Genomic DNA, 16,169 nt, shown 5'->3' with positions numbered 1-16,169 from the left:
AGAGATCAATGCAGTATGGCATTGATCTCTTTTTGAAGATGGGATCAGACCCGGCGTTTAGTGGCAGAATCCATCCACACTGCCAACAGCAAAATTGCACCTTTGACAATGTACTGCCAGAATGTCGGCACATCTAGCATGCTCATCCCATTGTCGAGAGAAGCCATGATAAATGCCCCCATAACGGCTCCCGCCACACTCCCGATCCCACCCGCCAGGCTGGTGCCACCAATGACACAAGCGGCAATCGCATCCAGTTCGGCAATATTACCGGCTGAAGGTGAACCCGCTCCCAGACGTGAACTGAGAATCAAACCTGCCATGGCAACCATCAACCCGTTGATAGCAAATACCGCCAGTTTGGTGCGTTCCACATTCACCCCAGACAAGCGTGCGGCATCGATATTGCCGCCAATAGCATAGATCCGGCGGCCAAATGCGGTGCGGGTGGCCATAAAAATACCCGCCAACATCAATGCCGTGAGAATCAATACCGGAGTAGGGACGCCCCGATAATCATTCAGTAAATATATGGCACCAAGAACGATAACTGCGGTAATAGTTTGGCGAGTAACATCACCTTGTGGCGCGGCAACAGGCAAGCCCAGCCGGATACGATGGCTACGTCGACGCCACTGCCAGGCAACAAATAACATCAGGCCAATTGCGCCAATGCCAAAACCAAGGCCGTTTGGCAGATAACTTTGCCCAATCTGCGACATGGCATTACTGGTAGGTGAAACGGTCGTGCCGTTGGTGATGCCGATTAAAATGCCACGGAAAGCCAACATCCCCGCCAATGTGACAATAAACGAAGGCACTTTGCGATAAGCAACCCACCAACCATTCCATGCGCCAAGCACCAGCCCCAATCCCAGAGTGACTACAATGGTCAGAGGGAGCGGCCAACCGAGCCACACATCAAAAATGGCTGCCGCACCGCCCAATAACCCCATCATCGAGCCAACAGACAAATCAATTTCGGCCGAAATAATGACAAACACCATCCCCACCGCCAAAATGCCGGTGATCGCCGTTTGTCGCAGTAGATTCGAGATATTCCTGGCGCTGAGATAGGCCCCTTCGGTGGTAAAAGTGAAAAACAGCATAATCACGGCAATAGCCGCCAACATGACAAAAACTTGTAAATTAACCGATTTTAGTCGGAATAATGGCTTTTTATCGCCATTTTCGGGTGTGTTTACTTCAGTTTGATTAGCTTGCGACATGGGTTTCACTCCTGAGTGCGGCTTCCATGACCTTCTCTTGTGTCAGATTATGGTTAATGAGATCGGCTTTGATGCGCCCTTGATGCATGACCAGCACCCGATCACTTAATCCCAAGACCTCCGGTAGTTCAGAGGAAATCACAATGACCGCAATCCCCTGCTGGACTAGTTGATTGATAAGTTTATAAATTTCATATTTTGCACCAATGTCGATACCGCGCGTCGGTTCATCGAGAATCAAAATTCGTGGGTTCAGTAGCAAGCATTTGGCAAGAATGGCTTTTTGCTGATTACCCCCACTAAGTCGGGCAATGGCCAACTCAGAAGAGGAGGTTTTCACCTTTAATCGGGCCAGGGAGTGCTCAATAGTTGATTGTTCTTTCGCATCATCCAACATACTGAAAGAGCCGGTGAAGTCATCTAGCGCAGCCAGTGTGATATTAGCCCCCACCCCCATAACCGGTACGATGCCGTCTTTCTTACGATCTTCTGGCACCATGGCAATCCCAAGTTTCATGGCCTGTTGGCAATTACTGATGGTCACAGCTTTACCATCAATAAATATCTCGCCTTGCCAGCGACCAGGGTAAACACCGAATAAGCACTGCACTGTTTCTGTTCGGCCAGACCCCACTAGCCCAGCGACACCTAATATCTCCCCGCGTTTTAAAGAGAAAGAGACATCATCCACTCGCCGGATATGGCGGTTTACCGGGTGCCAGGCGCAGATATTTTCCACGCGCAGAATTTCCTCACCAATATGGTGGGCTTCGTGTGGATAGAGTTCTTTCAGCTCACGGCCAACCATCATGGCGATGATGTCATCTTCACTCATGGCCGCCGCAGAGCGAGTGCCGATATGGCGGCCATCGCGGATCACACAGATATGATCTGATATCGCTTTTACTTCATTCAATTTGTGCGAGATATAGATACAGGCAATGCCGTGATTGCGTAGATCACGGATAATATCCAGCAAAATAGCCGTTTCGCTTTCGGTCAAAGAAGCGGTCGGTTCATCCAGTACCAGCAACCGAACTTGTTTGTTCAGTGCTTTGGCAATTTCAACCAATTGTTGCTGCCCAAGCCCCAATTCCCCCACCGGGGTATGAGGGTCTACCACCAGTTTGACCTGGGCCAGCATTCGTTGGCAGCGCAGGTACATGGAGTCGTAATCCATAATGCCAAAACGCCCCCATTCGGAGCCGAGAAACATATTTTCCAGCACAGACATGTGCTTCACCAATGCTAATTCTTGATGAATTATCGCGATGCCTTTTTGTTCGGTTTCACGAATATTTTTTGCCTGAAGTATCTCACCTGAGAAAATTATTTCCCCCTGATAGGAACCTGCGGGGTAAATACCACATAACACTTTCATTAATGTGGACTTTCCAGAGCCATTTTCGCCACATAAAGATAATACTTGCCCGGCTTCCAATGTCAGGCTGATATTATCCACCGCCTTAACGACACCGAACTGCTTGGTAATTTCTTTCATTTCTAGCAGGTAGGGCATAATTCCCTCCATATATCTTTTATGCCAGGGGTTGCAGCATAATTAGCTACAACCCCAATGACTTCTGATATATTAAGCAACGAAAAAATAATTAGTAAATGTCCGATTTCTTGTGGAATCCATCTGCAATAATTGTGCTGTCGATATTATTTTTATCTACCTGAATCGGCGTTAATAAATAAGAAGGAACATCTTTTATACCGTTATTTAATTTACTATTTTCTTTTGGCTCTTCGCCTTTACCCAAACTTACCGCAATTTCCGCCGCATCGTTGGCTAATTTACTGATTGGCTTATATACCGTCATAGTTTGGGTACCAGCAACAATACGCTTTATTGCCGCTAAATCAGCATCCTGTCCAGAAATAGCCACTTTACCCGCCAAACCTTGTGCTGCTAACGCCTGAATAGCCCCACCGGCGGTGGCATCATTAGACGCCACGACAGCATCAATTTTGTTATTGTTAGCTGTTAGCGCATTTTCCATGATTTTTAAGGCATTTTCTGGTAACCAGGCATCAACCCACTGATCACCGACAATCTTTATTTTCCCTTCTTTTATCAATGGATTAAGTACTGTCATCTGCCCCTGACGGAACAGCTTGGCATTATTGTCTACCGGCGAACCGCCCATCAGGAAATAATTACCTTGTGGCACGCGTTCAACCAGACTTTTAGCTTGTAATTCACCTACTTTTTCATTATCAAAAGAGATATAAAAATCAATGTCAGCATTATTTATCATACGGTCATAAGCTAATACTTTTATTCCTTCCCGTTTTGCTTCGGCGATGACATTACTTAATACTTGCCCGTTATAAGGAATAATAACCAAGACATCGACACCACGGTTAATCATATTCTCAATCTGCGACATTTGAGTTTCTTCATTGCCATTCGCTGATTGAACAAATACTTTAGCGCCGAGAGACTCAGCCTTGTTAACAAAAATATCGCGGTCTTTCTGCCAACGTTCAAGGCGAAGATCGTCTATTGCCATACCGATTTTAATTTCTTTACTGAATCCGGGCTGGCTAAACATGACCAGAGCGGCACATGCGGAGAGTAAAATGTTCTTAAATTTCATCTTTCGGTACCTTTCTTATTGTGCAAGCAGGGTAAGAGAAACGGTAAACATCAACTGCAATAGGGATTGTTGTCGCTTATTTGCACATCGGCAATTACAGATTTTCGTCCGCCAATTATGTTTTTTGGTTTAATGTTAATTTTATGATAACGATCATGTTTTCTTTCCTGCAAAATTCATAATTCCAGTAAGAGATGTTATCCAGACAATGAATACCAGTGATTCTTTATAATTAATTGGGTATTTATGAGATCTACTCCACAATTAATAATTCTCTGAATTTAAGTGTGAAATAACGTAATTGAGAGAATAACAAACAACTCCGAAGATAAAAGCTCACCAGCCCGATAATGCGGGTCAGCTTCCAAGGAGTATTGCATGTCATCTTATTTTGATAAATTAGAACAAGTGCGTTACGAAGGCAGCCAGAGCTCTAACCCACTGGCATTTCATCACTACAATCCGGATGAAATTATCCTTGGTAAGCGAATGGCCGATCACCTAAGGTTCGCTGCCTGCTACTGGCATACCTTCTGCTGGGGCGGGGCGGATATGTTTGGCAGCAATGCCTTTGAGCGCCCATGGCAACAATCGGGAGATGCATTGGCTTTGGCAAAACGTAAAGCTGATGTGGCTTTTGAATTCTTCCATAAACTGAATGTGCCTTATTACTGCTTCCACGATGTGGATGTTTCTCCAGAAGGCGCATCATTAAAAGAATATTTAAATAATTTTGCCGTCATGACTGATGTATTAGCTGAGAAGCAAGAAAGTAGCGGCGTAAAATTATTATGGGGCACCGCCAACTGCTTCACCCACCCGCGCTACGGTGCCGGGGCGGCGACCAATCCAGATCCAGAAGTTTTTAGCTGGGCGGCAACCCAAGTCTTTACCGCCATGAATGCCACCCAAAAACTCGGTGGGGAAAACTATGTGTTGTGGGGCGGACGCGAAGGCTATGAAACACTGTTAAATACAGATTTACGGCAAGAACGTGAGCAAATTGGCCGCTTTATGCAAATGGTGGTCGAACATAAACACAAGACTGGCTTCCAGGGCACATTGTTGATCGAGCCAAAACCACAAGAGCCGACTAAGCATCAGTATGATTATGATGTTGCTACAGTTTATGGTTTCCTCAAGCAGTTTGGGCTAGAAAAAGAGATTAAAGTTAACATTGAAGCTAACCATGCCACTTTGGCTGGACACTCTTTCCATCATGAGATTGCCAGTGCGATTGCATTAGGTATTTTCGGTTCGGTGGATGCTAACCGTGGCGATCCACAATTAGGTTGGGATACCGACCAGTTCCCGAACAGTGTGGAAGAAAATGCGCTGGTGATGTTTGAAATCCTTAAAGCCGGTGGCTTTACTACCGGTGGGCTGAACTTTGATGCCAAAGTACGCCGCCAAAGCACAGATAAATATGACCTGTTCTATGGCCATATTGGGGCAATGGACACCATGGCTTTAGCACTGAAGATTGCAGCAAAAATGATTGAAGATGGTCAGTTGGATCAGCTGGTTGCTAAACGTTATGCCGGTTGGAGTAGCGATTTGGGGCAACAAATCCTAAAAGGCAAAATGTCGCTGGAAGATTTAGCGTCCTATGCCGAGCAACATAATCTGGACCCACATCACCAAAGCGGGCATCAAGAACTGCTGGAAAATAGGGTTAACCGCTATATCTTCGGCTGATAGCTTTATTTATTTGATGCCTGCGGCGAATAGGCAAAGATTTATCTCAACATAGCGAATAGACGGGGAAATGTACCGAATGGGTCCCTATTTATTTAAAATACAAGTGGCGTGAGCCGTCGGAGCGCCCATCGGTGCAGTCGCCCCGTCAGGCTCTGCCAATAAAATAGCCTATTAATATGAGGAACATATATGTACCTTGGCATCGATCTGGGCACCTCCGGCGTTAAAGCCATTCTACTGGCCGAAAACGGGCAAGTTATTGCCAGCCAAGGTGCTGCATTATCTGTCTCCCGCCCACACCCCTTATGGTCTGAGCAAAATCCCGCCGACTGGTGGCAAGCCACTGATCAAGCTATGCAGGCTTTAGCCGCAGACCATGATTTAACACAGGTAAAAGCACTGGGATTGACGGGCCAAATGCACGGCGCTACTTTGCTGGATAAACAGAATAAGGTGCTGCGCCCGGCCATTTTATGGAATGATGGCCGCAGTTTTGCCCAGTGCCAGGCGTTGGAAAAGGCGGTACCCGAATCCCGCCAAATTACCGGCAACCTGATGATGCCGGGTTTTACTGCACCGAAGCTGAAATGGCTGGCAGAACATGAGCCAGAGATTTTCAATCGCATCGATAAGGTATTGTTACCCAAAGATTATCTACGTTTTCTGATCAGTGGTGACTTTGCCAGTGATATGTCAGATGCTGCCGGAACAATGTGGCTCGATGTGGCAAAGCGCGACTGGAGTGATGAGATGTTGGCGGCCTGCGGCCTAAATCGCCAGCATATGCCCGCCCTCTTCGAAGGCAGTCAGATTACCGGCCATGTCAGTGCCAATATTGCGCGTCGTTGGGGGATCAACCCTGTTCCGGTGGTGGCTGGCGGGGGTGATAATGCCGCCGGTGCCATCGGGGTGGGCTTGTATCAAACCGGGCAGGCAATGTTATCGCTGGGGACATCCGGCGTCTATTTTGCCGTCAGTGATGGCTTTCTGAGTAACCCGGCCAGCGCCGTGCACAGTTTTTGCCATGCTTTACCCAATACCTGGCACCTGATGTCAGTGATGCTGAGCGCCGCATCCTGCCTTGATTGGGCATGCCAACTCACCGGCGCCGAGAATGTTCCTGCACTGATTAATGAAGTGGAAAATACACCACCAGCCGCCACTCCCGTGTGGTTCCTACCCTACCTTTCCGGCGAACGAACCCCCCATAACAACCCTAATGCTAAAGGGGTCTTTTGGGGATTTACCCACCAACACCGCCGGGCAGATTTAGCCCGTGCGGTATTGGAAGGAGTCGGATTTGCTTTAGCTGACGGAATGGATGCCCTGCATGCCAGTGGTTTGCAGCCCACATCAGTCACGTTAATTGGTGGTGGTGCACGCAGCCCTTATTGGCGGCAAATGCTGGCAGATATCAGCGGCCAGACTTTGGAATATCGAACAGGTGGTGATGTCGGCCCCGCACTCGGCGCTGCCCGGTTGGCCCAAATTGCTCTCAATCCGGATGTCCCGTTAGCCGAATTACTGCCTGCATTACCACTGGAACAAACTCATTTACCTAATACACAACGCCATCAATATTACGCGGCCCGCCGTGTTATCTTTAAAAAGCTCTATCAACAATTACTGCCATTATGTGAATGCGAGTAAGATAAAGTGCAAGCTATAAGCACATAGCTAACAGAACAGGTTGTGGAAATTATATCTTCTTTTCCACAGCCTGAATGCGGCAATGGCCTATCGAGCAGTTCACGCTGCGAATGATCATCTGACCAAAATCATCCATATAACCGAGACTATAGTTGCTGCCATTATAGCCGGGAGTCTTAACGGACTCAGTACCGAATGGCGCAATCATAACACTGTCAAAACCGGGGAAATTACCGCGATTATCCCGATTTAAATGCCCTAACGTGACGTAATACGGCGTAGGGTTATGAATTTTAAGCTCTTCTCCTTGCTGCCTGATCTGTAACTTCTCCTGCCAGACATTCTTATAATCTGCTTTAATCGCCGCTGGCCGATAAAATAACTTTATTTTATTTTGGATGGCGATTTGCACTGCTGCGGTTACTTCACTTTTCGGGGGAATTTCCCGCACATTAAAATAGAATAAAGTTTCACGATCAACGGCTAATTGCTCGATATCTGGCAGTGAAATAATTCTCACCTGGCTTTTCTGACCCATATCAATCCGCTGTATCGCGGGTAAAGCAGACAAGGGGCTATCTACTTTCTGCCCAGCGGCATTTTCCAACCAGGATTGCGCCAGATAAGGCAATACCTCGCTTTTATTTTGCAACATGACACTGGCTGACGTATCGGCACTATTGAAAATAATCCGCGTTCTATCCAGAGATATTGACGCCTCACTCATCATCGTGACAAACAACAAAGCTGTTCCTACCAAAGCATTATTTCGATGTTGGTTTGCCCGTATCAGGATAACGTTATTAAGGTTTGCCATGACTTATTCCATTCCCATTGATTGTCATACCGTGAATAACGGTTTTCCTTACTCACTGTTTTCGGCCAATAAACTGTTTTCGGCCAAAAAACTATTTTAATGAGCCTATTTGGCCATTAACTCTTTAACTTACTGAATGGGTGGTGGTAAAAATCTGGTCCCTTTTGCTCCCTATTATGGCCGGATTTGGCATTCCACTTAGCTCAAAACCCGCAGATGATGGAACTCTACCGAAACGGCGGAGGGCCGGATATGACTAACAGCGCATTACTGATAATTGATGTCCAACAATCATTCGAACATAAATCTTTTTGGCAACAACAGGATCTCCCTGCCTTCTCTGCGGCGCTGAACCAACTCATTGCGGGCTGTAAACAGCGCGGAGTAGCACTGGTAGATGTATTCCACGTCGCACCGGAAGGCCCGTTTTCACTGGCTTCTGGCTATGTGAAGCCCATGTCATTGGTTTCCCATCACGCCGATGTGACAGTGCAAAAGCGAGTGCATAATGCATTAACTGATTCAGGGCTGGATCAATGGCTGAAAGAGCGTCAAATAAGCCATCTAATTATTGCCGGTATGCGCACCGAACAATGCTGTGAAACCACCGCACGCGTGGCGTCAGATCTGGGTTATCAAGTCACTTTTGTCACGGAAGCCACACTGACCTTTCCAATGACCCAGCCCAACGGCATTGTTCTGAGCAGTGAGGAATTGAAATTACGCACGGAAACTGTGCTCGTCGACCGGTTTGCGACTATCCATACCGTCGCGCAAGCACTGGCAGCACTGGATTCACCACTATCAGTAGCGGCTACCCAAAAAGTCGTCAATTGGCAGCCACAGCCTTATTTTCCTCGGGCTATCACACCTGCGGGTCTCAAAAATCTTAACCGCTGGCAGTTGAAACGCTATGTGATTCGTTATGCGCAGGCGCAAGGTACCGCGCCCGATTATGTCCCTGCTTATCAACTCGTCAGCCAGTGGTTACCCCATGATGCTGAAACAGTGGATCGCCCCGGTATTGGTTTTGTGATTGAACATCAGGGAAAAACATTGAATTACCTGATTGTTGGCTGGTGGGATAACGAAAACGAATTGCGGGTGAAAGTCTGGGTGCAGGAACAGGGAATTTGGCGCGCGGCGCGTGATGAATCTTTCTGTGTTTGGGATTTACAGGTAATGGCCTTTGAGCGGGATGCTTTTGTTGATACTTTGCTACAGCACACTCCGGATATTCCGGCTTATATGAATCGTTATCTGACGATAACTGTGGATTAACCATGCAACGAAATGTCTATTTTCTCTTGCTGCCCGGCGTGCTGTCGCTGGATTTAACTGGCCCTGCCGAAACATTACGGCTGGCGGGGTCATTTAACCTTTGTTATATCAGCCCATTGCCCGAGGTAATGTCCTCCACCGACATGATGTTAGGCCAATTGCAGCCGCTACCTGACAGCTTACCGGAAGGTAGCTTGCTGGTGGTGCCGGGGGTGAGCGATTCACGTCACTATTTTGCGACAGAAACCGCCGCAATAGCCCGCCGATGGTTACAGCAACAGAAAGCCGCCATTACACAACAAAAAACGATATTGGTTTGTGTCTGTTCTGGAGCATTGCTGGCAGCGCAAGCCGGGCTATTGGATGGCTATCAATGCACAACTCATCACCATGTTCTTGAACGGTTACGCCAGCAGGCTCCGGCGGCCCAAACCAAAGAAAACCGTATTTTTGTTGAAGATCGTGGAGTGTATACCAGTGCCGGGATTACCGCCGGTATTGATCTCTCTTTGCATCTGATCAGCCGTTATTGCAGCCCGCAAACTGCACTGGAGGTGGCGCGCGAAATGGTGGTGTATTTCCGCCGCTCAGGTGATGACCCGCAACTTTCACCCTGGCTACGTTACCGTAACCATCTCCACCCGGCAGTACATCGGGCACAGGATGTGATGTCAGCAGAGCCACAAGCGGAGTGGTCACTGCTTCAGGTGGCACACAAAGCACATGTCAGCAGCCGTCATTTAACCCGATTATTCCGTGAACATGTCGGGATCAGTGTGCGTGAATATCATGAACAATTGCGGGTCGCAGTAGCTGAAGTCCGCCTGCAAGAAGGGTTTAATCTGGAGAAAGCTGCACTGGCAGCCGGATTTTCCTCCGGCCGTCAGCTTCGGCGCGCACAACAGCGTGGGCAGGCTGTCACTAACTGACTAATCGCCGCCGATCAAGGCGTTGCAGCCCCATCGACAATAAAGTGCTTAACGCCAGTGCTAAGGCAAAGACATAGAAAATATCCAGCACCGGATAGTCAGTAAAATCATAATGATGGGTGCGGATGAAATGAATAATCAGTGCATGGAAACCATAAATAGCCAGCGAATGTCCGGCCAGCCAACTCAACCAGGCAATGGGCTGATTCAGGCAGTTTTTAAACCACACCAGCAGTGATACCGCAGCAACAAAGACCAAGGGGCCACAGTACATATAGAAGGTATCGGCAAAGCTGCCATTAATTCGTGTCTGTTTCTCCGTTGAGATGGCAATAAATATCACGCTCATGATAAACAATAATGCCGCGCACCAACTGATAGCTCGCCCTCGCGTCTCAAGCATGCCAATAGCTCGCCCCAGCAGCGCATACAACAAATAATAGAAAGTATCGCCGTAGATATAGAGATTTATCGGCAGTAACTGAAAACCACCGATTGAATATTTACTGGTCTGCGGGTTGGCAACCACCGCCAACAACAAAATAACGACCGCCAGATAGCGGCCTGATACCGGTTTGACGTTAATCAGTGGTGAAACCAGATAAACCACAATAATGGCGTAGAAAAACCACAAATGATAAAACACGGGTTTTTGCAGGATGTTTTTCAGTGACGCCCAACCGTTGATCGGGGTCAGGGTAGAAATATAGATAAGTGCTATCACGCTGTAAAACAACAGGCATAGTCCGATGCGGGTAAAATGCTTTTGTTGTGCGCTTTTTTCACCAAAAAACAGATAACCGGAGATCATAAAGAATAGGGGCACACAGGCCCGAGAAGCCGAATTTAGCAAATTGGCGATGTCCCAGTTCGCTTCCCCTACTTGCGCCCCGCTGGTGACGTAATAGGTGGTGGCATGGATCATGACCACCATAATGCAGGCAACGGCCCGCAGATTATCAATCCAGCCAATCTTATTGGTCATGCATACTCTCTATCACCGTCTTGTCTTTCGCGTACATAAAAACGCTTATCTATACTCGTCATACTTCAAGCTGCATGTACGTTGGCTGCTCTCTCTCACCCGAATCATTGACTGGCGTCAACTCATCGGGATTCACTCACTTGCCGCCTGCCTGCAACTCGAATTATTTAGAGTATATTTATTTTGCAAATAATCAGGCTGCAAACAATAACGTAAATTTGACTGATACCCAAAGTAAATGAACCCCATCAGGACGAAGGGTAATTGTTGCCATAAAGTTATATTGACGGCAAAATAGCCGTCCTAATGCGCTCTGACTGTAGATCCTGCCTGAGTGCTTCCAGTTTTTTATTTTTACTATTAATAGCTTAACCTATGCAAACTTCATTCTCACCCGCGACGCGTTTAGGTCGACGGGCGCTTTTATTTCCCTTGTGCCTGGTATTATTCGAATTTGCCGCATATATCGCCAACGATATGATTCAGCCCGGCATGCTGGCGGTAGTCGCCGATTTTAATGCTAGTATTGAGTGGGTTCCGACATCAATGACGGCTTATCTGGCTGGCGGGATGTTCCTGCAATGGTTGCTTGGGCCGTTATCAGATCGTCGTGGCCGTCGCCCAGTGATGCTGGTTGGTGTCGCATTCTTCGTGGTGACCTGTCTTGCCATATTATTGGTCACGTCGATTGAACAGTTCATCGCCATGCGCTTCCTGCAAGGGATCGGTTTGTGCTTTATCGGCGCAGTCGGTTACGCCACTATTCAGGAATCCTTTGAAGAAGCGGTCTGTATCAAAATCACCGCACTGATGGCGAATGTGGCACTAATTGCCCCGTTACTCGGCCCATTGGCGGGTGCCGCCTTGATTCATGTCGCCCCGTGGCAGTTCATGTTTGTGATATTTGCGGCGCTCGGCGCAATTTCATTTGTGGGGCTGTGGCGCGCGATGCCAGAAACCGCCTCACGCCAAGGTGAGAAGCTGTCGATAGGAGCGATGTGGCACGATTATAAACAAGTGCTGACCAATCGCCGTTTCCTGTGCGGCTCCCTCGCATTGGGCTTCGCCAGCTTGCCTCTACTGACCTGGATTGCCCAGTCCCCAGTGATTCTGATCAGCGGTGAGCAGCTCTCAACCGTGGAATATGGCATTTTGCAGGTACCCATTTTCGGCGCACTGATTATCGGCAACCTGACATTAGCGAAATTGAGCGGTAAAACCAGTGTTCCGCAACTTATCCGCTACGGTGCCGGCCCGATGATTATTGGCCTAATGATTGCCGCTGGCTCGACCCTCTATTCATCCCATGCTTATTTGTGGATGACTGCCGGGTTAAGCCTCTATGCCTTTGGTATTGGACTGGCGAACGCCGGTTTAGTGCGACTGACGCTGTTCTCCAGCGATATCAGTAAAGGGACGGTGTCAGCTGCCATGGGGATGATCAGTATGATGGTCTTCACCTTGGGGATTGAATTTGCCAAAGTGGCTTATCTGTGGGGAAACAGCGGTATTTTCAATCTATTCAATCTCATCAGCGGCTTGCTGTGGCTGGGCTTGGTGATGATTTTTATTCGCCGCCAGCCCAATTCATTGGCTGCAGAGTAAATTTGCAAGAGGCGTGTCACTTTAATATCTATTAAACAGACTTATTACACGCCTCGCTCAGATGCTCAATTCACAGAAGAAAACAGCCCGCTGTCGCGCAATAAATGGTCATTACCTCGACGGCGAGTGAAGCCGCTGCGGTCAAAGAATTCAAGGATTTGAATTGCCAGCTTACGGCCAATACCTAACCGGTCACGAAAATCAGCTGCGCTGGCACTGCCTTGACTGGCATCCAATTCACGAATCAAATCAGCAAACTGCTCAATACGTTGGCTCAGATAGTAGCGGTCGGGAACAATTGCCGTGATGTAGCCCAGTTGTGCCGCTTTACGTAGCAAGCTGCGCATTTCACTTTCATCCATTGCCAATTCCGCCGCTAAATCACGAACCCACCACGGATCGTCAGAGAAATAGGGGGCAACCTGTTGCCATCGTGCTTGTTCTTGCGCGGTAAATCCCAATCCATGATCAGGCAGATGCAACCAGCCACGGGTATTTTTTAGCGCGCCTTGTGTCAGCAGATTATCAATTAAACGAAACACCAATGCTTCATCCAATGTCGGCAATGCCATGCGGCGCAAGCGCGCCCGCCCTAATCCTAGCTGATCACTATGCTGCTGATGGTAGAGACATAACACATGCAATAAGGTTTGTTGAGCTTGCTGAGCATGAGGGCTGGACAGAGCAATATCACCGGCGACCACACAATCAGTACCTGCCAGCAATGCTGTCATATCATGGTTGGTAAGCTGACGCGCCCAACTGAATTTATGCAGAGAAATTGGCCCTTGTGCCAAATGCAACTCCAGCACCTCAGGATCGCTCTTCGCTTGCGCTAACGCGGTTAACCATGCCAAAAATGCCGGTTGCCGTTTCCCTCGTTTTGGCACCGCCAGATGAATAACACGCGCCCCACCCAGTGTCTTTTTCGCGGCAATATCTCGCAGAATCAGACGATCATTCTCAGCCAACCACAGGGGGTTATCCAGCAGTAGCTCGGCCAGTATCAATGGGGATTGGCAGCCCTCCGGTTGAGGGGTGTTAAGCAATGAAAAGCGCCCGGTAATATGGCTGGCGGCATGATGTAAATGCAGCGGTTGCCAGTGCTGTATGGGTTCATCTGCATCGACGACGACCAACACTCTATCAACGGGTTCCGCTGGCTGTTGCGCTAATAGCCAGTCACCACGATTGACCTGTTGTTTGCTAATATCGCCGGAAATATTCAGGGCAATGCGCTGCCCAGCCTGTGCATGCTGGGTATCCTGGTTTTGAGCATGTATACCTCGCACCCGTACTGAGCAATCGCTGCCCGTAAGCCATAAGGTATCACCCACCGCCACTTTGCCCGCTAACGCCGTTCCCGTGACCACTAAACCTGCGCCTTTCACACTGAATGCGCGGTCAATAGCCAGACGAAACCGCCGCGATAGTCGGTTATTATTTTCATCTTGCTGCTGGCATTGCGTCAGATGCTCGCGCAATTCACTGATGCCCAGATCGGCCGTAGCCGCAGTGACAAACAGAGTAACTTGCTCGATTTCCCAGCCTTGCGCTAACAACTCCGCCATCACTTGCTGGCGTACTTGCGCAATACGCTCGTCATCCACTCGATCGGATTTAGTCAGCGCCACCGTCAATGTCGGGCGGCCCGTCAGCCGCAGGATGGCCAGATGCTCGCGGGTTTGTGCCATCACGCCATCATCACAGGCCACCACCAACAAAGCATGGTCGATACCACCGACACCAGCCAACATATTGGCAAGAAATTTCTCATGTCCGGGGACATCAATAAACCCAATAATGCTGCCATCTGATTGCGGCCAATAGGCATAACCCAAATCAATGGTCATCCCGCGCTGCTTTTCTTCCGGCAAGCGGTCAGCATTAACCCCAGTAATCGCCTGTAACAGCGTGGTTTTACCGTGATCGACATGACCCGCGGTTGCAATAATCATGGTGCCAACTCCCTGAGCAACGCTGCCTCATCCTCCAAACAGCGCAAGTCCAACCATAAACGCCCATCAGCCACGCGGCCAATGATGGGTTTAGCCAATCCACGCCAGCGCGCAGTCAGTGCCTCCAGAGCGCTTCCACGTCCCTCTTTAGGGGTAAATGTTACGGCCCAACTGGGTAACCGGTCTACAGGTAATGAGCCACTGCCAATCTGCGACCAGCATGGCTCTACCGTCAGCGTAAACTCAGCGCCATAGCGGCTATTTAAGGCGGCCAGCACCCGCTGCGCACTCTCGGCAATGTCTTGCGCCGAACGCGTTAGCAGCCGCATAGTCGGTAACAATTTGGTCAAACGATCGGGTTGCTGATAGAGGCGCAAGGTCGCATCCAGTGCAGCCAGAGTCATTTTATCGGCGCGAAGCGCCCGCTTGAGCGGATGTTGCTGCAATTGGTCAATCCACTGCTTTTTACCGAGAATGATCCCTGCCTGCGGGCCGCCGAGCAGCTTATCCCCTGAAAAAGTCACCAAATCGACGCCCGCTGCAATTAACTGCTGCGGCATCGGTTCCGCCGGTAAGCCGTAGCGGGTCATATCCACCAGCGAACCACTGCCCAAATCTGTTGCGGTCGGAATCGCAAATTCATGCCCCAACGCAGCCAGTTGCTGCTCCGCCACCGAGGCCGTAAAGCCCTCAATACTGTAATTGCTGGTATGCACTTTCATCAGCAAACCAGTATGTTCGCTAATGGCCTGACGGTAATCTTTCAGATGAGTGCGGTTGGTGGTACCGACTTCAACCAGCTCACAGCCAGCCTGACGCATCACATCTGGGATACGAAAAGCGCCGCCAATTTCCACCAATTCACCCCGAGAAACCACCACCTGCTTCCCAGCAGCCATGACAGTCAGCATCAAAAATACCGCAGCAGCATTATTATTAACGATGCAGGCATCTTCCGCTCCAGTCAGTTCGCAGAGTAAATCGGCTACCGCGCGATCACGATGGCCACGACCTGCACCACTCAGGGAATATTCGAGGGTAACCGCACCGCGCATGGCATCAGTTACCGCAGCAATAGCGGATTCCGCTAAAGGTGCTCGCCCTAGATTGGTGTGTAAAACGGTGCCGGAGAGGTTAAATACGGGTTTTAATGCGGGTTGACGTTGGTTCAGTCGATGACGTAAAGCCGCAGGCCAGTCCGCACACCAATCAGCCAATGTATGGAATTGACGGATATATTCACGGGCTTCAGCCTGCATCAAACGCAGGTTTTCAGTTAGCAAGGCTGCGCCATATTCATCCAGCAAAGGGGCCATTTCTGGCGCTCGCAGCAAGCTGTCTATGGCGGGTAACTGACTGTAAAGATGATGGGGTTCTGCGCTCATAGCCACTCAAATCAGGGGTAATA

Annotated in this window: 12 protein-coding genes; 5 read left to right on the top strand and 7 right to left on the bottom strand. The window is 49.0% G+C overall.

Going from position 1 to position 16,169, the window contains the following annotated elements; all coding sequences use genetic code 11:
• Positions 1 to 44: 44 nt before the first annotated feature.
• From xylH to xylF, 3 genes are all read right to left on the bottom strand, one after another.
• Positions 45 to 1,229, bottom strand: a complete 1,185-nt coding sequence (gene xylH, locus QSV56_RS15520) for a xylose ABC transporter permease XylH (protein WP_019081420.1) — start codon at positions 1,227 to 1,229, stop codon at positions 45 to 47.
• Positions 1,216 to 2,748, bottom strand: coding sequence for a xylose ABC transporter ATP-binding protein (locus tag QSV56_RS15515; protein WP_050298741.1), 1,533 nt, complete (start codon positions 2,746 to 2,748; stop codon positions 1,216 to 1,218). Before QSV56_RS15515 ends, xylH begins: the two co-directional genes overlap by 14 nt.
• Positions 2,749 to 2,839: 91 nt before the next feature.
• On the bottom strand, positions 2,840 to 3,835 hold the full coding sequence (gene xylF, locus QSV56_RS15510) for a D-xylose ABC transporter substrate-binding protein (RefSeq protein WP_050132174.1): 996 nt from the start codon (positions 3,833 to 3,835) through the stop codon (positions 2,840 to 2,842).
• A 378-nt stretch (positions 3,836 to 4,213) separates the two neighbouring features.
• Here xylF and xylA point away from each other — a divergent pair, with 378 nt between their 5' ends.
• On the top strand, positions 4,214 to 5,533 hold the full coding sequence (gene xylA, locus QSV56_RS15505; RefSeq protein ID WP_019084159.1) for a xylose isomerase: 1,320 nt from the start codon (positions 4,214 to 4,216) through the stop codon (positions 5,531 to 5,533).
• Between the two features lie 192 nt (positions 5,534 to 5,725).
• Entirely contained in the window at positions 5,726 to 7,186 is a 1,461-nt protein-coding gene (gene xylB, locus QSV56_RS15500; RefSeq protein WP_301212969.1) for a xylulokinase, read from the top strand.
• Between the two features lie 49 nt (positions 7,187 to 7,235).
• Here xylB and QSV56_RS15495 read toward each other — a convergent pair whose 3' ends face one another.
• On the bottom strand, positions 7,236 to 8,003 hold the full coding sequence (locus QSV56_RS15495) for a molecular chaperone (protein WP_301212968.1): 768 nt from the start codon (positions 8,001 to 8,003) through the stop codon (positions 7,236 to 7,238).
• A 252-nt stretch (positions 8,004 to 8,255) separates the two neighbouring features.
• Here QSV56_RS15495 and QSV56_RS15490 point away from each other — a divergent pair, with 252 nt between their 5' ends.
• Both QSV56_RS15490 and QSV56_RS15485 read left to right on the top strand, forming a co-directional pair.
• Positions 8,256 to 9,284: an isochorismatase family protein gene (locus tag QSV56_RS15490; RefSeq protein WP_046051912.1), complete on the top strand. Its 1,029-nt coding sequence runs from the start codon at positions 8,256 to 8,258 to the stop codon at positions 9,282 to 9,284.
• A gap of 2 nt (positions 9,285 to 9,286) precedes the next feature.
• Positions 9,287 to 10,213, top strand: a complete 927-nt coding sequence (locus tag QSV56_RS15485; RefSeq protein WP_019084163.1) for a GlxA family transcriptional regulator — start codon at positions 9,287 to 9,289, stop codon at positions 10,211 to 10,213.
• Here the strand turns inward: QSV56_RS15485 and QSV56_RS15480 are convergent.
• The gene (locus tag QSV56_RS15480) at positions 10,206 to 11,198 is read right to left on the bottom strand and encodes an acyltransferase (protein WP_019081429.1); all 993 of its coding nucleotides are present in this window, start codon (positions 11,196 to 11,198) and stop codon (positions 10,206 to 10,208) included. The two genes, QSV56_RS15485 and QSV56_RS15480, sit on opposite strands and share 8 nt — an antisense overlap.
• Before the next feature lie 375 nt (positions 11,199 to 11,573).
• Between QSV56_RS15480 and QSV56_RS15475 the strand changes: the two genes are divergently transcribed.
• The gene (locus QSV56_RS15475) at positions 11,574 to 12,803 is read left to right on the top strand and encodes an MFS transporter (protein ID WP_046051914.1); all 1,230 of its coding nucleotides are present in this window, start codon (positions 11,574 to 11,576) and stop codon (positions 12,801 to 12,803) included.
• A gap of 65 nt (positions 12,804 to 12,868) precedes the next feature.
• On the opposite strand, the gene selB is transcribed toward QSV56_RS15475, so the two are convergent.
• Positions 12,869 to 14,761 carry a selenocysteine-specific translation elongation factor gene (gene selB, locus QSV56_RS15470; RefSeq protein WP_050875512.1) on the bottom strand — a complete coding sequence of 631 codons (1,893 nt, stop codon included), beginning with the start codon at positions 14,759 to 14,761 and terminating at the stop codon, positions 12,869 to 12,871.
• Complete coding sequence (gene selA, locus QSV56_RS15465; protein ID WP_046694360.1) at positions 14,758 to 16,146, bottom strand: L-seryl-tRNA(Sec) selenium transferase; 1,389 nt, start codon at positions 16,144 to 16,146, stop codon at positions 14,758 to 14,760. Before selA ends, selB begins: the two co-directional genes overlap by 4 nt.
• Between the last annotated feature and the right edge of the window lie 23 nt (positions 16,147 to 16,169).

Source organism: Yersinia sp. 22-579, from assembly GCF_030433455.1.
GTDB lineage: Bacteria > Pseudomonadota > Gammaproteobacteria > Enterobacterales > Enterobacteriaceae > Yersinia > Yersinia enterocolitica.
This window is presented reverse-complemented; position numbering and strand designations above follow the sequence as displayed.